This window comes from Pseudomonas sp. BNK-45 (genome assembly GCF_047456255.1).
Taxonomy (GTDB): domain Bacteria; phylum Pseudomonadota; class Gammaproteobacteria; order Pseudomonadales; family Pseudomonadaceae; genus Aquipseudomonas.
The window spans coordinates 5,986,973-6,008,863 of sequence record NZ_CP179909.1 but is presented as its reverse complement, the minus strand read 5'-3'; the positions used below and the strand labels follow the sequence as shown (position 1 = coordinate 6,008,863).

Annotated in this window: 18 protein-coding genes and 1 tRNA gene; 16 read left to right on the top strand and 3 right to left on the bottom strand. The window is 62.1% G+C overall.

Translation table 11 applies throughout. The annotated features are described in order from the left end of the window. The first annotated feature begins 20 nt into the window (after positions 1 to 20). From ACMGG8_RS27225 to ACMGG8_RS27215, 3 genes are all read left to right on the top strand, one after another. Positions 21 to 608, top strand: a complete 588-nt coding sequence (locus tag ACMGG8_RS27225) for a sigma-E factor negative regulatory protein (protein ID WP_016963902.1) — start codon at positions 21 to 23, stop codon at positions 606 to 608. 8 nt (positions 609 to 616) lie between these two features. After that, complete coding sequence (locus ACMGG8_RS27220) at positions 617 to 1,573, top strand: MucB/RseB C-terminal domain-containing protein (protein WP_060842736.1); 957 nt, start codon at positions 617 to 619, stop codon at positions 1,571 to 1,573. Between the two features lie 224 nt (positions 1,574 to 1,797). Beyond that, positions 1,798 to 3,228, top strand: a complete 1,431-nt coding sequence (locus tag ACMGG8_RS27215) for a DegQ family serine endoprotease (RefSeq protein ID WP_060837995.1) — start codon at positions 1,798 to 1,800, stop codon at positions 3,226 to 3,228. Positions 3,229 to 3,303: 75 nt separating this feature from the next. Here the strand turns inward: ACMGG8_RS27215 and ACMGG8_RS27210 are convergent, their stop codons facing one another. After that, entirely contained in the window at positions 3,304 to 4,737 is a 1,434-nt protein-coding gene (locus tag ACMGG8_RS27210) for a M48 family metalloprotease (protein WP_047302467.1), read from the bottom strand. Positions 4,738 to 4,969: 232 nt separating this feature from the next. Here ACMGG8_RS27210 and ACMGG8_RS27205 point away from each other — a divergent pair, with 232 nt between their 5' ends. Beyond that, positions 4,970 to 5,209, top strand: coding sequence for a sulfurtransferase TusA family protein (locus ACMGG8_RS27205; RefSeq protein WP_060837996.1), 240 nt, complete (start codon positions 4,970 to 4,972; stop codon positions 5,207 to 5,209). Between the two features lie 33 nt (positions 5,210 to 5,242). Continuing rightward, a complete protein-coding gene (locus ACMGG8_RS27200) occupies positions 5,243 to 6,313 on the top strand; it encodes an AI-2E family transporter (RefSeq protein WP_060837997.1) in 1,071 nt (356 codons plus the stop codon). Between the two features lie 36 nt (positions 6,314 to 6,349). Here the strand turns inward: ACMGG8_RS27200 and ACMGG8_RS27195 are convergent, their stop codons facing one another. Together ACMGG8_RS27195 and ACMGG8_RS27190 are read right to left on the bottom strand one after the other, a co-directional pair. Then, positions 6,350 to 6,823: a peroxiredoxin gene (locus ACMGG8_RS27195; protein WP_060837998.1), complete on the bottom strand. Its 474-nt coding sequence runs from the start codon at positions 6,821 to 6,823 to the stop codon at positions 6,350 to 6,352. A gap of 10 nt (positions 6,824 to 6,833) precedes the next feature. Continuing rightward, positions 6,834 to 7,394, bottom strand: coding sequence for a glycine cleavage system protein R (locus ACMGG8_RS27190; protein ID WP_016963909.1), 561 nt, complete (start codon positions 7,392 to 7,394; stop codon positions 6,834 to 6,836). A gap of 325 nt (positions 7,395 to 7,719) precedes the next feature. Between ACMGG8_RS27190 and dapA the strand changes: the two genes are divergently transcribed. From dapA to ACMGG8_RS27135, 11 genes are all read left to right on the top strand, one after another. After that, positions 7,720 to 8,598, top strand: a complete 879-nt coding sequence (dapA, locus tag ACMGG8_RS27185; protein WP_060837999.1) for a 4-hydroxy-tetrahydrodipicolinate synthase — start codon at positions 7,720 to 7,722, stop codon at positions 8,596 to 8,598. 17 nt (positions 8,599 to 8,615) lie between these two features. After that, a complete protein-coding gene (gene bamC, locus ACMGG8_RS27180; protein WP_414158757.1) occupies positions 8,616 to 9,731 on the top strand; it encodes an outer membrane protein assembly factor BamC in 1,116 nt (371 codons plus the stop codon). A 4-nt stretch (positions 9,732 to 9,735) separates the two neighbouring features. After that, positions 9,736 to 10,494, top strand: coding sequence for an MBL fold metallo-hydrolase (locus tag ACMGG8_RS27175; protein ID WP_060838000.1), 759 nt, complete (start codon positions 9,736 to 9,738; stop codon positions 10,492 to 10,494). Between the two features lie 28 nt (positions 10,495 to 10,522). Then, positions 10,523 to 11,236, top strand: coding sequence for a phosphoribosylaminoimidazolesuccinocarboxamide synthase (gene purC, locus ACMGG8_RS27170; protein WP_060838001.1), 714 nt, complete (start codon positions 10,523 to 10,525; stop codon positions 11,234 to 11,236). Positions 11,237 to 11,320: 84 nt separating this feature from the next. Beyond that, positions 11,321 to 11,410 (top strand) — tRNA-Ser (locus tag ACMGG8_RS27165). A gap of 750 nt (positions 11,411 to 12,160) precedes the next feature. After that, on the top strand, positions 12,161 to 12,742 hold the full coding sequence (locus ACMGG8_RS27160; protein ID WP_082729189.1) for a fimbrial protein: 582 nt from the start codon (positions 12,161 to 12,163) through the stop codon (positions 12,740 to 12,742). A 28-nt stretch (positions 12,743 to 12,770) separates the two neighbouring features. Beyond that, positions 12,771 to 13,526, top strand: coding sequence for a molecular chaperone (locus ACMGG8_RS27155; RefSeq protein WP_060842743.1), 756 nt, complete (start codon positions 12,771 to 12,773; stop codon positions 13,524 to 13,526). Positions 13,527 to 13,673: 147 nt separating this feature from the next. Beyond that, entirely contained in the window at positions 13,674 to 16,298 is a 2,625-nt protein-coding gene (locus ACMGG8_RS27150) for a fimbria/pilus outer membrane usher protein (protein WP_414158756.1), read from the top strand. After that, the gene (locus tag ACMGG8_RS27145) at positions 16,295 to 17,047 is read left to right on the top strand and encodes a molecular chaperone (RefSeq protein WP_414158755.1); all 753 of its coding nucleotides are present in this window, start codon (positions 16,295 to 16,297) and stop codon (positions 17,045 to 17,047) included. The genes ACMGG8_RS27150 and ACMGG8_RS27145 overlap by 4 nt, the downstream gene beginning before the upstream one ends. Before the next feature lie 85 nt (positions 17,048 to 17,132). Next, positions 17,133 to 18,785 (top strand): ShlB/FhaC/HecB family hemolysin secretion/activation protein, encoded by a 1,653-nt coding sequence (locus tag ACMGG8_RS27140; protein WP_414159985.1) that lies wholly within the window; start codon positions 17,133 to 17,135, stop codon positions 18,783 to 18,785. Between the two features lie 76 nt (positions 18,786 to 18,861). Further along, entirely contained in the window at positions 18,862 to 21,855 is a 2,994-nt protein-coding gene (locus ACMGG8_RS27135; RefSeq protein WP_414158754.1) for a GLUG motif-containing protein, read from the top strand. Positions 21,856 to 21,891: the final 36 nt, after the last annotated feature.

Here is a 21,891-nt window from a genome sequence, read left to right as displayed (position 1 = left end):
CAGCCAAGAGAGGAACCGCCATGAGTCGTGAAGCCCTGCAGGAATCGCTGTCCGCGGTGATGGATAACGAAGCGGACGAACTGGAATTGCGTCGGGTATTGAATGCCGTCGACGAAGTGGAAACCCGTGAGACCTGGGCTCGTTATCAAATCGCCCGGGCGGCCATGCACAAGGAGTTGCTGCTTCCGCGTCTGGACATTGCCGCTGCCGTTTCTGCAGCCCTGGCCGATGAAGCTGTACCGGCCAAAGCGTCTCGTGGACCTTGGCGCAGCCTGGGTCGTCTGGCAGTGGCTGCGTCTGTGACCGTAGCGGTACTTGCTGGCGTACGTCTGTACAACCATGACGAGATCGCTGGTGTTGAGCTCGCTCAGCAAGCGGGTCAGCCAACTCTGGCTGCTCCACAAGTCAAAGGCCCTGCTGTATTGGCCGGCTACAATGAGAGCTCGGAAGCCACCGGTCCCATGGCCAATGGCGTATTGCAAGGGCAGCCCGGCTGGCACGACCAGCGCCTGCCAAGTTACCTGCGTCAGCATGCTCAGCAAGCTGCACTCAAAGGCACTGAAAGCGCACTGCCTTATGCCCGTGCGGCGAGCCTGGAAAACCGCTAAGGAGGATCATGCGCGCCATACCTCTACTCTCGCTTCTGCTCAGTGGCTGGTTTGTGGTTCCAGCCCACGCCGACGAAGCCCAGGACTGGTTGCAGCGTCTTGGGCAAGCGGAACGCCAGCAAAGCTTTCAGGGCACCTTCGTTTACGAGCGCAATGGTAGTTTTTCTACCCATAACATCTGGCATCGTGTCCAGGATGGAAACGTCCGTGAGCGGTTGATCCAGCTTGACGGATCCGCTCAAGAGGTTGTGCGTGTCGATGGTCGTACCCAATGCGTCAGCGGTACGTTGGTGGCAGGGTTGGGGGATGCCCCGGACTCTGCGGCGCGTGCCCTGGATCCGCAAAAACTCAAGAATTGGTATGAGCTAGCCGTTATCGGCAAGTCGCGCGTGGCCGGGCGCCAGGCGGTGATCATTGCGGTCACCCCGCGAGACCAGCACCGTTACGGCTTCGAATTGCACCTGGATCAGGAAACCGGCTTGCCGCTCAAGTCCCTGTTGTTGAACGACAAGGGGCAACTGCTCGAGCGCTTCCAGTTCACCCGTCTGGACACCGCAGATGTCCCGGATGACAACGAGCTGCGCGCCGGCCCGGACTGCAAACCGGTGGCTCTGGACAGCGACAAGGCCTCGGCGATCAAGAGCACTCGGGCCTGGCACTCCGACTGGTTGCCTCCGGGTTTCGAGTTGACCAGCAGCAGCGCCCGCAAGGATCCGCAAACCAAGTCCGTGGTCAACAGCCTGCTGTATGACGATGGTTTTGCGCGTTTTTCCGTGTTCCTCGAGCCGCTCAATGGCGAAGCGGTTACCGATACTCGTTCTCAGCTGGGGCCGACGGTTGCCGTATCACGGCGCCTGACCACCCCCGAAGGCGAAATGATGGTCACGGTGGTCGGGGAGATTCCCATTGGCACCGCCGAACGTATTGCTCTGTCCATGCGCTTCGATGCCGCCACCCAGCAATGAACCTTTATTGGTTGTGTAAGAGGTCAGTCATGGCTCACCCACAATTGAGAAGATGAAATGTCTGGTGAGCAATTTCATTTGCAAAATCCACAAAGTTTTTTTATAGGTCAGAACCCCCTCGGTTCTGACCTTATTTGTCGTTCCTGGAGCAAAAGTGCCACCCCTGTCTTTTCGGTATTTGCTGCTCCATATCGCTTAACCACGCTCGTCGTAACGGGAGCCGTATGTCGATACCACGCTTGAAGTCCTACTTCACCATTCTTGCCACCGTACTGGTGCTGGGGCAGGCCGTGTCTGCCCAGGCCGCCGAGTTGCCTGATTTCACCCAACTGGTCGAGCAGGCCTCGCCCGCAGTGGTGAACATCAGTACCACGCAGAAACTGCCTGATCGTCGGGTTTCCAACTCGGCGCAGATGCCCGACCTGGAAGGCTTGCCGCCAATGCTGCGGGAGTTCTTCGAGCGCGGCATGCCCCAGCAGCGCTCCCCGCGCGGCGATCGCCAGCGTGAGGCGCAATCCCTGGGGTCGGGCTTCATCATCTCCCCGGATGGCTACATCCTCACCAACAACCACGTGATTGCCGATGCGGACGAGATCCTCGTGCGCCTGGCCGACCGCAGCGAATTGAAAGCCAAGCTGATCGGCACCGACCCGCGTTCTGACGTGGCGCTGCTGAAGATCGATGGCAAGGACCTGCCCGTGCTGAAACTGGGCAAATCCCAGGACCTCAAGGCCGGGCAATGGGTCGTGGCCATCGGTTCGCCGTTCGGCTTCGACCACACCGTGACCCAGGGCATCGTCAGCGCCATCGGTCGCAGCCTGCCGAACGAAAACTATGTGCCGTTCATCCAGACCGACGTGCCGATCAACCCGGGCAACTCCGGTGGCCCGCTGTTCAACCTGGCCGGTGAAGTGGTGGGGATCAACTCGCAGATCTACACCCGTTCCGGTGGCTTCATGGGCGTGTCTTTCGCGATCCCGATCGACGTGGCAATGGATGTTTCCAATCAACTGAAAACCGGTGGCAAGGTCAGTCGTGGTTGGCTGGGCGTGGTGATTCAGGAGGTCAACAAAGACCTGGCTGAATCCTTCGGCCTGGAAAAACCTGCCGGTGCACTGGTGGCGCAGGTTCAGGACGGCGGCCCGGCAGCCAAGGGCGGCTTGCAAGTGGGCGATGTGATTCTCAGCCTCAATGGCCAGCCCATCGTCATGTCGGCGGACCTGCCGCACTTGGTGGGCGCGCTGAAGGCCGGGGCCAAGGCCAATCTGGAAGTGATCCGCGAGGGCAAGCGCAAGAACGTCGAGCTGACCGTCGGTGCTATTCCCGAGGAAGACAAGGACCTGAGCATGCTGCCCAAGTCCGGAGTCGAGCGCAGCAGCAACCGTCTCGGCGTGGCCGTGGTCGAACTCAACGATGAGCAGAAGAAAGCCTTCGACCTCAAGGGGGGCGTTGTCATCAAGGAAGTTCAGGATGGTCCTGCCGCCCTGATCGGCCTGCAACCGGGCGACGTGATCACTCACCTGAACAACCAGGCGATCACCACCGCGAAGGAGTTCACTGAAATCGCCAAGGCGCTGCCGAAGAATCGTTCGGTTTCCATGCGTGTTCTGCGTCAGGGGCGCGCCAGCTTCATTACCTTCAAGCTGGCCGAATAACCCGTCAGCCTTCAGGGTTGCCCAATAAAAAGCCCGCCTCGTATGAGGCGGGCTTTTTTATGGTCCCGCTCCAGGTCAGCGCATCATGTCCTTGACCATCTGCTCCTGATCCATCATCTCGCGCTGACGCGCATCGATTCTCGACGACAGGGGGAAGTTGCTGCCGGCCCGGCGCTTGGCGAAGTCCAGTTGCTGGATGGCCTGGCGATAGTCGCCGACCAGGGCGAAGTACTCGGCCCGGGCCTGGTGTAGGCCGATGATGTTGCCGGACAGGCCGCGGGTTTCCGCCACCAGGTACCAGACGTCCGGGTCATCCGGGCGACTTTTCAGCAGGCCTTCCAGGGCTTTTTCCGCGTCCGCCGGGCGGTTCTGCTTAAGTAGAAGGTCAACGCGGACCTGGTTCAGCGGATAGTTGCCGGGGTAGAGGTTGAGCATTCGCTCGACCCGGCTTTGCGCATCCGGCAGGCGGCTGTTGGCCATGTCCAGCTCGATCTGGGCCAGGTTGTAGGTGATGTCATTGGGTGACTTGGCCAGCAACGGCTTGAGGTTTTCCCGCGCCTCGTTCCATTGGCTGCCCTTGATCTGGGCGATGGCCAGGCCATAGCGCGCGATGTCGTTCTTCGGGTTCTCGTCGAGCTGGGCGCGAAAACGCTTGGCAGCCAGGCCCGGGGACTCCTCATAGTTGAGTTGTACCCGGGCCCGAATCAGTTGATAGCGCAGGCTGTCTTCGGTGCCGCCCTGCTTGGCCTGTTCCGCGCGGTTGCGGGTGTCGGCGATCCGCGATTCGGTAACCGGGTGGGTCAGAAGGAATTCCGGCGGCTTGGCATCGAAGCGGTACTGACGCATCAGGCGCTCGAACATGGTGGGCATCGAACGCGGATCGTAGCCGGCCTTCTCCAGATTGAGGATGCCGATACGGTCGGCTTCCTGCTCGTTCTGTCGGGAGAAGCGCCGCTGTTCCTGGATCGCCGCCGCCTGGGTGCCGGCGATGGTGGCGATCCCGGCATCCCCGGCACCGGCGGCGGCGATCACGATCCCCGCCAGCAGCGCGGCCATCATCGGCACCTGCATGCGTTGCTGGGCCTCGACGCCGCGGGCGAAGTGCCGCTGGGAAAGGTGCGCCAGTTCGTGAGCCAGTACCGAGGCATATTCGCCTTCGGTCTGGGCGTTGAGGAACAGGCCGCCGTTGACTCCGACAATCCCGCCGGGAGCGGCAAAGGCGTTGAGCTGCGGGCTGTTGATCAGGATGAACTCCAGGCGCCGGTCATTGACCTGGCTGGTTTCCACCAGTTTGTAGACGCTGGTTTCGACGTAGTCCTTGAGCTGCGGGTCGTTGAGCTGCGAGACCTGGCTGCGCAGCAGCGCCAGCCAGGCGCGGCCCAGCTGGTGTTCCTGTTGTGGCGAGACAATGGCTGAACTGGCATCACCGAGTGACGGCAGGTCGTCGGCGAAGCCCGGTGAGGCGAGCAGGCAAGCGAGCGTCAGCAGGGTAGGGCGCAATAAATTCATGCACAAAGCCTTATTCGACAAAGGCTCTACTGTAGCTGGCCGCTGGTCCGGGGACCAGACAAAGGCGGTGAAAACTCTGCGGATCCAAGGTGCTTTCTGGCAAATTCCAGCGTCTACCCCATAAGCCCTTTGTCGCAGCGGGGTGTGTGTTTGGGGCAAGGCTTGTTTATTGCCGGGGGCTTGAGCTTGCAGGGTATTCTAGGCGCCTGAATTCATGATCGGAGTAAGTTCAATGACCGATGTTGTCGCCCATGATGCCGAGCTGGACGCCAGCGGGCTCAATTGTCCGCTGCCGCTGCTCAAGGCCAAGATGGAACTCAATCGCCTGGCCAGTGGCGCGGTGCTCAAGGTCATTGCCACCGATGCCGGGTCCCAGCGCGACTTTCGCACCTTTGCCCGTCTGGCCGGTCATACCCTGCTGCACGAAGAGGACGATGCCGGGGTCTATCGTTACTGGCTGAAAAAGGCCTGACGGCCGCTCATCGATTTCACCTAAGGATCATTGATGTTCAAAGTGCTACGCGACTGGATACAGCGCTACTTCTCGGATGAAGAGGCGGTGGTGCTCGCCGTCCTGCTGTTCCTGGCCTTTACGGCGGTGCTGACCCTGGGCGGCATGCTGGCGCCGGTGCTGGCGGGCATGGTCCTGGCGTACCTGATGCAGGGGCTGGTGGTGAGCCTGGAGCGCCTGCGCCTGCCGGGCGGCGCGGCGGTGGGACTGGTATTTGCCTTGTTCATGGGCTTGTTGCTGGTCTTCATCCTGGTGGTGGTGCCGTTGCTCTGGCACCAGTTCGTCACCTTGTTCAACGAGTTGCCCGGGATGCTCGCCAAGTGGCAATCGCTGTTGCTGCTGTTGCCCGAGCGGTACCCGCACCTGGTGTCGGACGAGCAGGTGCTGCAGGCCATCGAGGTGGCCAGGGGCGAGATCGGCAAGTTCGGGCAATGGGCGTTGACCTTCTCCCTGTCCAGCCTGCCGTTGCTGGTGAACATCATGATCTACCTGGTGCTGGTGCCGATCCTGGTGTTTTTCTTCCTCAAGGATCGGGCGATGATCAGCCGCTGGGTCATCGGCTATCTGCCGCGGGAGCGGACCCTCATTACCCGGGTTGCCCACGAAATGAACCGGCAGATCGCCAATTACATCCGCGGCAAGGTCATCGAGATTGTCATTTGCGGTGGCGTCACCTACATCGCCTTCGTCGCCCTGGGCCTCAACTACGCGGCGTTGCTGGCGCTACTGGTCGGCATTTCGGTGGTGGTGCCCTATGTCGGCGCTGTGGTGGTGACGGTGCCGGTGGCGCTGATTGCGCTGTTCCAATGGGGCTGGAGCGACCAGTTCATCTACCTGATGGCGGTCTACGGGATCATCCAGACCCTGGATGGCAACGTGCTGGTGCCGCTGCTGTTCTCCGGTGCGGTGAACCTGCACCCGGTGGCGATCATCTGTGCGGTGCTGCTGTTTGGCGGGCTGTGGGGGTTCTGGGGGATTTTCTTTGCGATTCCCCTGGCCACCTTGTTCAAGGCAGTGCTGGATGCCTGGCCTAGAAAGGACCCGGTGGTGGCGCCTTTACTCTAGATACGCGGGGCGGCTGATTCAGCCGCCCCGGTCATTTCAGGCCTTGTTCAGGGCCTGGGCCGCGGCCAGTACGGCGTCGACGTGGCCTGGAACCTTCACCCCGCGCCATTCCTGGCGCAGAACACCGTCCTTGTCGATCAGGAAGGTGCTGCGGTCCACGCCCAGGTATTCCTTGCCGTAGAGCTTCTTCAACTTGATCACGTCGAACAGCTGGCAAACGGCCTCGTCCTTGTCGCTGATCAGTTCGAAGGGGAATTCCTGCTTGCACTTGAAGTTCTCGTGGGACTTCAGGCTGTCGCGGGAAATGCCGAAGATTTCGGTATTGGCAGCCTGGAAGGCGGCGTATTGATCGCGAAAGCCCTGGCCCTCGGTGGTGCAGCCCGGGGTGCTGTCCTTGGGATAGAAGTAGATCACCACTTGCTTGCCCTTGAGGCCAGATAGGCTGACGGTCTGGCCGCTGGTGGCAGGGGCCTGGAAATCGGCGACGGGTTGGTCGATAGCAACGGCCATGGGAGCTTCCTTACATGGGGTTCTGTGGGCGCCAGGGTTCGATCAGCGCATCGAGGTTCATGGCATCGGCAAAATCCAGGAACTGATCGCGCAACCAGCTGATCTGGGTGCCGGCGGGCAGGGTCACGGTGAAGGTGGCGTTGAGCATGGTGCCCCCGGTCTGCGGAGCCTGGTAGGTATCGCAGGTGAGGTTTTCCAGCTCGACATGGTGGTCGATGAAGAATTGGCACAGCTCATTGACGATGTCCGAGCGGTACGCCGCGCTGACATAAGCCACATAAGGCAGAGCCTGAGGGCGGCTTTCCAGAGCTGCGCTGCGCACCACATTGACGGTGAAGGCGTGCTTCTTGGCCAGGAACGGCAGGCTGCTCTCCAGGCGCGCCAGGGCGTCCCAGCTGCCGGAAATCTCCAGCACCAGGGCGCTGCACTCGCCATGCCGGGTCAGGCGCGAGGTCACGACGGCGCAGCGGTTTTCATGGCTGGCGCGGCACAGGACGTTGGTCAGCTCCATGGGGTTGGCGCCGAGGGCACTGATGACAAGGAATTGTTCGCGAACTGTGGGGGTGGACATGCAGCATTCCTAAAGCGATGAGCGGTCGATACTTTTGACAAGCCAGTGTCGGGCAAGCGTCGCCAGCGACTTCTCAGGGCCCCGAAGTACCAGCCGGCGACAGGTCCCGAAACATCCGGAACAGGGGCTGGCAAGGCAGGAATGGGGCTTTGGAGAAGCGACAGGCAGGCGATAACCCGGTTTACACGCTTATCGGTAGCGATCAAAGCCTGAAGGGTAGCGAAAACCATCGCTCAGGGGAATGCTCACGGCGCGGGACTTCGCTTGTGCAAGGAACTTGGCGCCAGTACCATTACCGCTCTCTTTTTCCGGCAGGAGCGGTTGCATGATTGCGGGCAGTATGGTGGCACTGGTCACACCCATGGATGCACAGGGAAATCTCGACTGGGACAGCCTGAGCAAACTGGTGGACTTCCACCTGCAAGAGGGCACCAACGCCATCGTGGCGGTCGGCACCACAGGTGAATCGGCCACTCTGGATGTCAACGAGCACATCGAAGTGATTCGTCGGGTGGTGGCCCAGGTTGCAGGGCGCATTCCGGTGATTGCCGGTACCGGCGCCAACTCGACGCGTGAAGCGATCGAACTGACCACCAACGCGAAGATCGCCGGCGCCGACGCCTGCCTGCTGGTGACTCCGTACTACAACAAGCCGACCCAGGAAGGCCTGTACCAGCATTTCCGCGCCATTGCCGAGGCCGTGGACATTCCGCAGATCCTCTACAACGTTCCAGGCCGTACCGCATGCGACATGCAGGCCGAGACCGTGATCCGCCTGTCCAGCGTGAAGAACATCATCGGCATCAAGGAAGCCACCGGCGACCTGCAGCGGGCCAAGGCGATCCTGGCCGGCGTGCCCAGCGATTTCCTGGTGTACTCCGGCGATGACGCCACCGCGGTCGAGCTGATCCTGCTGGGCGGCAAGGGCAATATCTCGGTGACCGCCAACGTCGCACCCCGGGCCATGAGCCAGATGTGCGCCGCGGCCATGGCCGGCGACGCCGCCAAGGCCCGCGAGATCCACGAAACCCTGATGCCGCTGAACAAGACACTGTTCATCGAATCCAACCCTATTCCCGTGAAATGGGCCCTGCACGAAATGGGCATGATGCCGGACGGTATCCGTCTGCCGCTCACCTGGCTCAGTGCCGCCTGTCACGAACCGCTGCGGCAGGCCATGCGCCAGTCCGGCGTCTTGGTTTAATTGAGGAAGTACAACGCATGAAGCGAATGGCCGGACTTTCCGCACTTGCCTTGATTATCTCCAGCACCAGTGGCTGCGGTTGGATCTGGGGCCCGGAAGGCTACTTCCGTGACCGGGGTAGCGATTACCTGCAAGCGCAACAAACCGCACCGATGCAATTGCCGCCGGATGTCCAGACCTCCAAGCGTCTTGACCCATTGCTGCCGATCCCGCGCAACGTCGCTGACGACAACGTCAAGGGCGAGTACCAGGTGCCTCGTCCGCAGCCGCTGTCGGCGATTGCCGACGCCAGCGACTACACCCTGCAGAAGAGCGGTGATTCCCGTTGGGTCATGGCCCAGCATCCACCGGCCGAAGTCTGGCCAGTGGCGGTGCAGTTCTTCCAGGACAACGGCTTCCGCCTGGATCAGCAGCGCCCGCAAACCGGCGAATTCACCACCAGCTGGCAGCGTTCCGACGAGTTTTCCGCTGCCGTGGCCAAGCGCCTGAGCAGCGCCGGCGTTGCCGCCGACAGCGAAACCCGCGTGCGGGTGCGCATCGAGCCGGGCGTGCAGCGCAATACCAGTGAAGTCTACGTGGTCAGCGCCGAGCGTCCTGCCGGCAGCACGGCCGACGTGGAGTTCACCAACCGTTCACTCAACACCGGCCTGGACGCGGCGCTGGTGGACGATATGCTGGCCAGCATGAGCCGTACCGCCGAGAAAGGCGGTTCGGTGTCCCTGTTGGCGGCTCGTGATTTCGATACCCCAAGCCGGGTCAGCCTCAGCGAAGACGGCAGCGGCAACCCGGTGCTGAACCTGGGCGCCGACCTCGATCGCGCCTGGTCCAGCGTAGGCCGTGCCCTGGAGCAGGGCGAATGGCGGGTTGAGGACATCAACCGCAGCCTGGGCCTGTACTACATCAACCTGGCGGAAAAAGCCGAGAAGAAAAACGACGAGCCGGGCTTCTTCGGCAAGTTGTTCGGCAGCAAACCGGCCAAGGAAGAGATCGAAGCCCGCGCCGAGCGCTATCAGGTTCGCCTGAGCAAGGTCGGCGACAACGTCCAGGTCACCGTCGAGAAGAACATCAATACCGTGGCGCCGGCCGATGTGGCGCGCAAAGTGTTGGGCGTGATTCAGGACAACCTGGGCTGATCAGATGCGTTTTGCCGTTCTCGGCAGTGGTAGCCAAGGGAATGGCACGCTGATCGCCAGTGCTGACACTTACATTCTGGTGGATTGTGGTTTCTCCCTGCGGGAAACCGAGCGGCGCCTGCTGCGCCTGGGAGTCCATCCCTCGCAGTTGAGCGCCATCCTGGTGACCCACGAACATGCCGACCACGTGCATGGCGTGGGTTTGCTGTCTCGGCGCTACAATCTACCGGTCTACCTCAGTCAGGGAACCCTGCGCGGGATGCGCAAGCCGGTCGAGGCGGCGGGTTTTGTCCGTGGTGGCGAGCCACTGCAGATCGGCACCTTGCGCATTGACGTGATTGCCGTCGCCCACGACGCCCTGGAGCCTACCCAGTTTGTCTTCAGTGACGGCCAGCGGCGTTTCGGTCTTCTGACCGACCTGGGTTCCTACTGCGCCGGCGTACTGGAAGGTTACCGTGGCCTGGATGCCTTGATGATCGAGGCCAATCACTGCCGTGACCTGCTGGCGCGCGGTTATTACCCGTACTTTCTCAAGCAGCGGGTGGGTGGCGACCAGGGACATTTGAACAACCATCAGGCCGCAAGCCTGGTGGCCGAATTGGGATGGCAGGACCTGCAGCATCTGGTCCTCGCCCATCTGAGCAGCAAGAACAACCTGCCGCAGCTGGCCCGGCAATGTTTTGTCGACACCCTCGGGTGTGACCCGGACTGGCTGCAACTGGCCGATCAAGATTCAGGGCTCGACTGGCGTCACATCGCCTAGCCCACCTACGTAGCAAGCGGAGCCCATCATGGAAAAACGTGAAGAACTCTACCGCGGCAAAGCCAAGTCGGTTTACAAGACCGATGACGCCGACCGCTTGATCCTGCTGTTTCGCAACGACACCTCGGCGTTCGACGGCAAGCGCATCGAGCAGCTGGACCGCAAGGGGATGGTGAACAACAAGTTCAACGCCTTCATCATGCAAAAACTCGAAGCCGCCGGCATTCCGACCCAGTTCGACAAGCTGTTGGGCGACAACGAGTGCCTGGTGAAGAAGCTCGACATGATTCCGGTGGAGTGCGTGGTGCGCAACTACGCGGCCGGCAGCCTGGTCAAGCGCCTGGGTGTGGAAGAGGGCATGAAACTCAACCCCTACACCTTCGAACTGTTCCTCAAGGACGACGCCAAGGGCGATCCGTTCATCAACGAATCCCACGTGGTGGCCTTCGGCTGGGGCACCGCCGAGCAACTGGCGCGGATGAAAGAGCTGTCGCTCAAGGTCAACGAAGTGCTGAGCAAGCTGTTCGATGACGCCGGCCTGCTGCTGGTGGACTTCAAGCTGGAGTTCGGCGTGTTCAGCGACGGTTCCATCGTCCTGGGCGACGAGTTCAGCCCGGACGGTTGCCGTCTGTGGGACAAGGACACCAAGAAGAAAATGGACAAGGATCGCTTCCGCCAGGGCCTCGGTGATGTCATCGAAGCCTACGAAGAAGTGGCCCAGCGCCTCGGCGTACCGCTGTAATCGACGCAAGCATCTGATAGCACGGAAAAAATTCGCTCAAGGGGCTTCGCTTCGAGCAAATGTGCTGTTATGATGCGCGCCGTTGGAGAGATGCCAGAGTGGCCGAATGGGACGGATTCGAAATCCGTTGTACCTTCACCGGTACCTAGGGTTCGAATCCCTATCTCTCCGCCATACAAATGAAAGCCCCGGAAATCATCGATTTCCGGGGCTTTTTTGTTGCCTGCGTTTTTTGCCAACGCGTCGGACACGTCCTGTTCCAGGGCGCCACCGGGTGGCCATGACTCCTGCCTCGATGAACATCAGCGGCAGCGCCAGCGACCTGGCAGTGAGCGCCGCGAGCGACTGCGACAACGTCCTTGGCGGGGTGGTCGGGGTCGATCACGGTGGCTCCATCGATCAGTCGTCAATCAGCGGCACGGTGCTCGACACCAACTCGACCTCGGCAGCGCGCCCGGTGCATTGTGCGAGCACTGCTGCGGCCCGGACCCGGCCGACCGTCATTCGATCCGCGCGCTACAGGGCGCAATTCCTGCGGATTTTCGCGACTTTACACTGTACGAGACCATATATAAGAAGTGTCTTATTTATGAGTTGTTGTTCGTCTGCTTAGTGGTGTTTTTTATAAGTAGTACAAGTTCCCAAGAAAAATCTTGTTCATTTAGGGAGCACTCCTCGGTATATGAAGATTGGTCGTTATTCTAAAAGAAGAGTGCGATCGGTATCGTAATCGTCGCTCTGGATGGAACGCAGATGCCTGTTGGCGAGATGTATTTCATTGTGGGCGATTGCAGTTGATCGAGGTTGTTGTGGTGTTCAACTCATGTTTCGTTGGCTCGAAGTTCAGCAAGGCTGTACGTCTCGGGAGGGCGATGTTGTTTTGAATGCTGTGCTCTTAGACGGTTTTTAATAATAGGGAATCAGATGAAACTTAAATCTTTTGCATCCAAGGCGGCCTCCGGGTTGCTGCTTGCGGCATTGACTCCGGCATTGAGTTACGCAGAGACCGGTATCAACTCCGGCAATGTGAAGTTCGAAGGCCTGATCTCCAGCGTCAGTTGCAAGGTTCAGGTCGATGCCAACGAGTCCGGAGCGAACACTGGCACGGTCAAGTTCGGCAACGTCCTGCCTTCGGTCTTCGCCGGCGGCATCGGCACCGCCTCCGAATTCAAGGAATTCAACATCAACCTCAGTGGCGGAGGTTGCACCGACGGCTCCAAGGCCTCGGTCAGCTTCCACAAGGACGGTTTCATCGACAACGCCACCGGCAACCTGCGTCTGATCGACAGCGGTTCCGGTTCGGCGTCGGGCGTGCAGATCCAGATTCACAACAACGGCGCCACGCCGGGGAAAATCGACCTCTCGGAAAACAACAATCAGCAGGTGGCCGATGTGGTGGGCAACAAGGCCGTGCTGAAGTTCAAGGCCTCCTATGTGGCGGTCAGCGACACGATCGTCGAAGGTCGTGCCGACTCCAATATCAACTTCGATGTGACGTACAACTGACGTCCGTCAGTTATATAAGGAGTTGCTCATGGCGCCGAAAGCGCATGTGTTTAAAACTTTCGTTATCGGCGCCATCTTTCTGGCTTTGTTTTCCTCGGCAGTCAATGCGGAAATAGTTATTCATGGCACTCGTGTGGTTTATCCGGCGAATGCCCGTGATGTAACACTGAGAATGAATAATCCGGGCAGCATGCCCATATTGGTACAGGCCTGGATCGACGATGGCGATGCCAGTAAGGCGCCTGAAGAAATGAAAGTGCCTTTTCAACTGACTCCGGCACTCAGTCGCCTGGAACCCAATGCCGCGGCGGTACTGCGTATTGGTTATTCGAAAGAACCATTGCCTGCTGATCGTGAATCGCTGTACTGGCTGAATATCCTGGAAGTTCCGCCACAACAGAAACAGGATGAAAACCGATTGGCCTTTACCTTCCGCCACCGGATCAAGTTGTTCTTTCGTCCTACGGACTTGCAGGTCAATGTCAATTCGGCGGTGGACAAGCTCAGTTGGAAGTTCGAGCCCGCAGGAGTGGCTAGGGACATGAGCTCAGGTCCGGTCATCCAGGTGTCCAATCCGACGCCTTATTACCTGTCCTTCAGCAAGGTCGAGGTGCAAGCGCAGGGGCGGAGCGTCGACCTGGGGGCCGGGATGGTCGCGCCCTTTGCCCGGGAGTCCTTCGCCTGGCCGGCAAACGCCGAAAGAGCGCCTCGCAATGCGGCGGTGCGCTTTGAAGTGGTCAACGACTTCGGCGGCCGAGTGCCGCTTGAAAAGAACCTTCTCTAGTTGCCCTGTTAATTCAATTTCGCTCTTGGCCCAGGTTGTTTTTGGACGCTGAGTGCATTGGTGTCGATTATGTTCGGTGTGCAGCCCTGCTGGCTGGGTTTTCCTGTGCGTGCTCGAGTCTGTGCTGGCGAGGGTACGGCCCTGCTCTTGCGCGTACTGTCGGTGCTGGCCGGGCTGCTGGGGCTGGCGGCTCCTGTGGCGGCCCAGCCGACGAGCGCTGATCAGGCCACGCCGTCGGAGGTGGCCGGCGACGCGTCTCAGAACAGCCCGGTGTTCTTCGATACCCAGATGCTGTTCAAGGGGCCGGGAACCCTCATCGACACCCAGCGCTTCGAGCGCCCGGGTTACGTGGCGCCGGGCAAGTACCTGCTGGATGTGCGGGTCAGCGGTGCCTGGCGCGGGCTGATCGAGATCGAACTGCGCGAAAGCGATGATCCCCAGGGCAGCCAGCCCTGCTACGACCGCGCTTTGCTCAAGCAACTGGGCATCGACCTGAACAAAGTCGACGCCGCGCTGGCGCCTGCCCGTCATCCGTTGCAGGGCGACGGGGTGTTCTGCGGCGACCTGGCCAGTTACATCCCCCACGTGACGACAAAGGTCAACATGGCCGAGCAGCAGCTGGAGCTCTCGGTGCCCCAGCTGTTCGTGCTGCCTGAACTCGCTTCCAGCTACGTCGATCCGGCCAGTTGGGACGGGGGCATCAACGCGGCCCGGCTCAACTACAGCACCAACCTGTTCAGCTCCCAGAGCCGTGGTCGGCGCAGTACCAACGGCTATGCCGGATTGAACATGGGCCTGAACCTGGGAAACCTGCGCCTGCGTCACAGCGGCACCTTGTCCTGGTCGCCCGACAGCGGCAGCGATTATCAACGGGGCTATATCTATGGCCAGACCGACCTGACCGACTGGCGTTCGCAATTGCTGGTGGGGGAGAGCGTGACCGATGCCGAACTGTTCGATTCGGTGTCGTTTCGCGGCATCAAGCTGTTCAGCGATGAACGCATGCTGCCCACCACCCAGCGCTATTTCGCCCCGGTGGTGCGCGGCACGGCCAATACCAACGCCAAGGTCACGGTGTATCAGCGCGGTTACCTGGTGTATGAAACCACCGTCGCCCCGGGCCCCTTCGAGATTGCCGACCTGCAGGCCGCCAGCTTTGGCGGCGACCTGGAGGTGACCCTTACCGAGGCCGACGGTCGCACCCAGCGTTTTACCGTGCCCTTTGCCACCATGGCCCGCCACCTGCGTCCGGGGAATACCCGCTACAGCCTGAGCGGCGGCCAGGTGATCAGGGCCGGGGGGCGTGGCCAGCATCAGTACGTGGCCCAGGGCACCCTGCAACGGGGGCTGGACAACCAGGTCACCGGTTATGCCGGCGCCTCGCTCACCGGCAGCTACATGGCCGGCCTGATCGGCGCGGCGCTGAACACCGAGTTCGGCGGTTTCGGCCTCGACCTGACCCAGTCCCGCACCCAGGTGCCGCGCAACGGCAGCCTGCAGGGCTCCAGCCTGCGTCTTTCCTACAGCAAGAACCTGCATGACAGCGGCACCCAGTTCTCGTTGCTGGCTTATCGCTATTCCACCCGGGGCTATCTGAGCCTGAGGGACGCCATCGACCTGGAGGACTTCGTCAACCGAGGGGCGCGGTTCGACGACTTCGCCCGGGTCCGCGATCGGCTGGATGTGACGATCAACCAACGGGTGGACGGCATCGGCGGTGACTTCTACCTCAACGGCTCCTCCCTCAACTACTGGAACAGCCGCGGTCGGGCGCGCAACTACTCCATGGGCTACAACCACCAGTGGCGCGGCCTCAGCTATGCCTTCAGCGTCCAGCGGACCCAGGGTTCGAGCCAGTTTTCGGGGCGGCGCACCAGCAGCGAGAACACCCTGTGGAGCCTGAGCCTGTCGCTGCCCCTGGGGGGCGTCGCCGGGCGTTCCACCCTGGCCAACGCCTTCATCAGCCACGACCGGAATTCCGGTGCCCACTATTCCAGCGGCATTTCTGGCTCGCTGGGCGAGCGTGAAACCGCCTCCTATGGCGTGTCGGTGTCCCATGATGCCCAGCCGCGGGAAACCTCGACCAACGCCAATCTGAGCTACTACCTGCCGCAGGTGGCCTTAAGTTCGAGCCTGTCCCAGGGCCGTGACTACCGGGCCCAGTCGCTGGGCGCCTCCGGCGGCATGCTCCTGCATTCCGGGGGCCTGACCCTGTCCCAGACCCTGAGTGAAACCGCGGCCCTGGTGCATGCCCCCCATGCCAGTGGCGCCAGTGTCGGCTATGCCGGTGCGCAGGTGGACGGGCAGGGGTATGCGGTGTTGCCGAGTCTTGCGCCCTATCAGCTCAATACCGTGGACCTGGATCCCAGCGGCATGGCCGAGGATGTCGAGCTGCAGGTCAGTTCACGCAACGTCGCGCCCAGGGCGGGGGCGGTGGTCAGGCTGTCCTACCCGACCCGCAAGGCCCGGGCGTTTCTGGTCGACAGCCGGCAGGCCGATGGTGCACCGCTGCCCTTTGCCGCCAGTGCCCTGGACGCCGACAGCGGCGAGGAGCTGGGGGCGGTGGGGCAGGGCAGTCGCCTGGTGCTGCGCAGCGAGAAGGACCGCGGCCGCATCCGTGTGCAGTGGGGCGAAGACCCCGCCGAGCAGTGCCTGATCGACTACGTATTGCCGGCGCCCGCGACCCGGTCGGGCAACGATTCGCTTCTGCTCGACCTGCCGTGCCGCGGCCTGTCGCAGTCGGGCGCCAGCGCCATGGAGCCTGCATCTTGAGGGGCTGGCTTGTTCGTGTGGGGCGTGACCTGTGCCTGCTGGGGACGGCGCTGCTGCTGTGCAGTCAGGGCGCCCGTGCCGACCTGTCGATTGTCGGCACGCGTTTCATCTACCCCCAGGGGCTGGCGGCCTTGAGCATCCGGGCCGGCAATCTCGGCTCGGCGCCGCTGCTGCTGCAGACCTGGCTGGACCAGGGGGATCCCTCGGTGGATCCGAGCCGGCTGGCAGTGCCGTTCGTGCTTTCGCCCCCGTTGTCGCGGCTTGATCCGCAGCAGAGTGCCGTCCTGTCGCTGCGTCACAGCGGCGAGCCGCTGCCCGCTGATCGCGAGTCGCTGTTCTGGCTCAACTTTCTGGAAGTGCCGTCCCTGCAACCCCTGAGCGGCAACCAGCTGCGCGTCAGCTATCGCTTGCGCATGAAGCTGCTGTATCGCCCCAAGGGCCTGCCTGGGCGCGCCGACCAAGCGGTACGCCAACTGCGCTGGAACCTGCAGACGGCGGCGCAGGCGGCAGGGGCTGCGGTGCTCAACGTGAGCAATCCGACGCCGTACTACGTGTCCCTGGCGCAGCTGGCCGTGGGCGACCTGCAGCCACCCATCACCTGGCAGGGCATCACCGTCGAGCCGTTCGGCTCGGTGCGCCTGCCTTTACCCGTGGCGCCGGCGTTGCGCGACGCCATGACAGACGTTCGATACCAAGTGGTTTTAGACAGCGGGGAGACGCTGAGTGGAAGTGTGCAAATACACCCCTAGTGGTACGGCGGCCGGGCGGCCGGCCGGTGGAGGCAAGGGACGAGGTGCGGGGCCGGCGCGAGTGCCGTCGGCGCTGCGTCCGGGGATGTTGCTGGCGCTGCTGTTGCCCACGCTGGCGCAGGCGCAGATGCGGGTCCAGGTGCCCAGCGCCGGACAGGCCATACGGGACATCGAAGCCACCCAGCCGGCGCTGCCGCCGCCCAGCGATGAGGTGCGGCTGGAGGTGCCCAAGGCCGAGCGTTCGACCCCAGCCCCGGACACTTCGGGGGTGCGCTTGCGGGTCAAGGCCTTCGTCATCGAGGGCAATCAGGTGTTCAGCGATCAGGACCTGCAGCCGTTGCTGGACGATCTGCGCGGACAGGAACTGGACCTGGGCGGTTTGCGTGACGCAGCGCAGCGCATCACCGCCCATTACCAGCAACAGGGCTATCTGCTGGCCCGGGCCTTCTTGCCGGCCCAGGAAGTCGATGGCGGTGTGGTGCGCATCGAGGTCATGGAAGGCCGCTACGGACGTGTCGAGCTGAGCAACCAGTCCCGTGCCCGGGACGCCGTACTGCGTGGGCCGCTGGCCGCACTGGACGCTGGTGCGGCGGTCAACAGCGCGGACCTCGAGCGCAGCCTGCTGCTGCTCAACGACCTGCCCGGGGTCCGGGTCAACGGCACCTTGCGGGCGGGGCAGGTCCCCGGCACCAGCGACCTGCTGGTGCAGGCGCAGCCCGGTCCCTGGGCCAGTGGCAGTCTGGAGGCCGACAACTTCGGTGGCTACCACACTGGCGAGTTTCGCCTGGGGGGCAGCTTCAACCTGAACAATCCCCTGGGCCTGGGGGACCAGATCAACCTGCGCCTGCTGGGCAGCGATCGGGACCAGCGCTACTGGCGCGGCGCTTATCAACTGCCGGTGGGGCCCTGGTCGACCCGGGTCGGCGCGGCCTATTCGCACATGAGCTACGAGCTCAACAGAAAACGCTTGAAGAAGCTGCAGATGAACGGCCAGGCCCGTGTCCACAGTGTCTTCCTCGCCCAGCCGATCCTGCGGGGCCGGACCTTCGACCTGAGCGCGCAGCTGCAATACGAGAACAAGCAGCTGCGCGACGACATCGACCTGTTCGAGCTGAGCAAGCGCAAGCACATCGAGTTGTGGACCCTGAGCCTGGGCGGCAACCGCCAGGACCACTTCTTCGGCGGTGGCTACAACCAGTTCAGCCTGTCCTACGGCTCGGGTCGCCTGACCTTCGATGACGCTCTTGAGCAGCGCCTGGATCGCTATACCGCCGCCACCGGCGGCGGCTTCGCCAAGACCAACCTGCAGCTCGCGCGCCTGCAGCGCCTGGGCGACCGCTTCCAGCTCCAAGCCCAGGTCAATGCCCAGTGGACCTCGGCCAACCTCGACAGCTCGGAAAAGATGGGACTGGGCGGCCCCTATGGGGTGCGCGCCTATCCCCTGAGCGCCGGCATTGGCGACCAGGGCTGGCAGGCCGGCCTGGAACTGGGCTACGCCCTGGCACCCGGCTGGCAACTGAGCCTGTTTGCCGACAAGGGCTACGTGCAGGTCAACCGCCTGCCCTGGACGAACGAGATCAACACCCAGCGCCTGCAATCGGCGGGCCTGGGGGCGCGCTGGAGCGGCGAGCGGCGGCAACTCAACCTGAGCAGTGCCTGGCCCCAGGATAACCGGAAGGCCGGGGACGGTCCCGAGCGCACCCCACGGATCTGGGTGAACGCGACACAGTTTTTCTGAAGGCCTGCGTGTGCTTTGGAAGTGGTGCCGCCCTGCGAAAAACAGCAGGGCGTTTAAACGTCAATAAGGAGTCATCGTGAACAAGATTTATGCGTTGGTATGGAACCAGGCCCAAGGTCGCTGGAGCGTAACCTGCGAGGGCGCGCGGCGCCGGCGTCGCAGTGGTGGGCGCAAGGGGTTGCTGGTGATGGCAGCCGGCTTGCTGGCCCTGGGAGGACTGACGCCGGCAATGGCGCTGCCCGAAGGCGGCACGCTGGTTTCCGGCAGTGCCAATTACGACGTCAATGGCAACAACCTGGTGATCAATCAAAAGACCGACAAGCTGATCACCAACTGGAACGAGTTCAATATCGCCGCCAATCAATCGGTGACCTTCAACCAGCCGGGACGCGAGTCCATCGCCCTGAACCGGGTGACCGGCTTAAGGGGCAGTAATATCCAGGGCGTGCTGAATGCCAACGGCCAGGTGTTTCTGATCAACCCCAACGGGGTGCTGATCGGTCAGGGCGCCCAGGTCAACGTGGGTGGCCTGGTGGCCTCGACCCGTGGCATCAGTGACGATGATTTCAATAACGGTCGCTATCAGTTCACCGGTAAATCGGCGGTGGAAGTGATCAACGACGGCAAGATCACCGCGGCCGATGGTGGCTACGTGGCGCTGCTGGGCGCGCGGGTGCGCAACAACGGCGAAATCGTCGCCAATCAGGGCTCCGTGGTCCTGGGGGCCGGCAACGACTTCACCCTGAGCCTGGGTAACGACAATCTGATCAACTTGCAGATCAACGGTGCCGCCGCGAATGCGTTGGCGCAGAACACCGCAGTGCTCAAGGCCGATGGCGGTCAGGTGCTGATGCTGGCCAAGAGCACCAATGCGCTGACTCAGGCAGTGGTCAACAACCAGGGGGTGATCGAGGCCAATACCCTGTCCAGCAAGGAAGGACGTATTGTCCTGGACGGTGGCGAGCGTGGCGTGGTCAATGTGGGGGGCAAATTGACGGCCAACGCCTTAGCCACCGACGGCAACGGCGGTACGGTGCAAACCTCGGGCGCGGTCACCCGGGTCGAACTCAACGCCGAGGTCGATACCCGCTCCAGGAACGGTCGTACCGGCACCTGGATCGTCGAGTCCAATGAGGTCAAGGTGGGTTCCACGGGTGAGCCCGGCAACCCGACCCTGGTCGAAAGCACGCTCTCCCAGAACCTGAACAACACCAACGTTGATCTGCGTAGCCGCGATGGCGATGTAGCGGTGGCCGCTGCGGTCGAGTGGAAAAGCGGCAACCAACTGGCCCTGACCTCTGCCAAGGACGTCAAGGTCAATCAACGGATCAGCGCCACGGGGACCAACTCGCGTCTGCAATTGAATGCCGCCAAGTCGGTCCGGCTCGACAGTCACGTGAGCCTCACCGGCGCCAACAACAGCCTGGGGGTCAATCATGGCGAGCAACTGGTGGTGGGCGACAAGGGACTGGTGACCTTGTCTGGAAAGAGCGCCGGGTTTGACGTCAATGGCAAGCAGCACAAAGTGATCCAGAACAGCCAGCAGTTGCAGGCCATCGGCAACAAGCTCGATGACCACTATGTGCTGGGCAATCAGATCAAGGGCTCGGGGAGCATCAACTCGATTGGCGGCGACCAGGTGTTCACCGGTTCCTTGAACGGTCTGGGCAATACTATCAGTGGCTTCACCATCAACAGCTCGGGCCTGTATGCCGGATTGTTCGGCCAGTCCTCCGGCACCATCAGCGATCTGAAGCTGGCCTCGATCACCGTCAACGGACAAAACAGCCGCAACGGCTTCAGTGAAATTGGCGGTCTGGTGGGGCGCAACAGCGGCAGCATCGAACGGGTCAGTGCCCGCGATATGCAGGTTTCTGCCAATAGCGACCAGCGCAACAAGGTCGGCGGCTTGGTGGGGGTCAACTACGGTGGCTCGATCAGCGACTCTTCGGTAGCCGGTTCGTTGTACGGCGGCAGCCTGACCACGGCCATCGGCGGCGTGGCCGGGGAAAACCGCTTCGGCAATGGCAGAACCGGTCTCATCAGCGGCAGTGCCAGTGATGTCGATATCACCACCAAGATGTATAAACAGGCCATGGGCGGCGCCGGAGGACTGGTTGGGATCAACAATGGCGCAGTGATTTCCAACTCGTCGAGCAAGGGCACCATCGGTACTTACAATCCACTCTATAAGGGACTGAACCTGGGCGGGCTGGTGGGTAACAACCAGGACGGCGCCATTACCGGCTCCAGTTCCTCGATGACCGTGTACGGCTCGCTGGGTAGTCATATTGGCGGCCTGGTCGGGTTCAACCGCTCTGGCACCATCAGCGGTTCCAGTGCCAGCGGTAACGTTTACGGGGTGGGCAGCGAGTCCGCTGGGGGGCTGATCGGCTCGCAGCAGAACCAGAGCGTGGTGAGCAACGTCAAGGCGACTGGCGATGTGATTGACCGCTTCGGCACGAACCTGGGTGGCCTGATCGGAAAAAGTGACGACAGCACCATCCGCGGTTACGTCGAGGCCAAGGGCGATGTCAAAGGAGGTGTGAAGGCCAACGTCGGCGGTCTGGTCGGTAGCAATATCGGTGGCCTGATCTACGATGCCAAGGCGCTGGGCGCGGTGGAGGGCTACGCCAAGAGCAATATCGGCGGTCTGGTCGGCTACAACGATGGTGACCTGGTCTCGGTTGCGGCTCACGGCAAGGTCTTTGGCGATACCTATAGCTCCGTGGGTGGGTTGGTGGGCTTCAACGCCGATTACTACGACCACGTGATCGAGCGTGCCGTGGCGACGGGCAATGTCCATGGAACCTGGCACAGCAAGGTCGGGGGCCTGGTCGGCGACAACCAGTCGCGGATCGTCAACTCCGAATCCCGTGGCCGCGTCAGTGGCGGCTGGCGTGCCACCCTGGGTGGGCTGGTGGGGGTTAACGAGGGGCGGATCCAAGGCTCGAAATCCACCGGCAAGGTCGATACCGTCTGGGCCTACTTCCAGACTTACGGTAACCAGATCGGCGTCAACCACGGCACCTACTCCTCGGCTCGGGTTTCCAACGGCCTGATGGACTAAGGAGCGTTGGCAAGACCTCGGCCCGGCGGCCAAGGG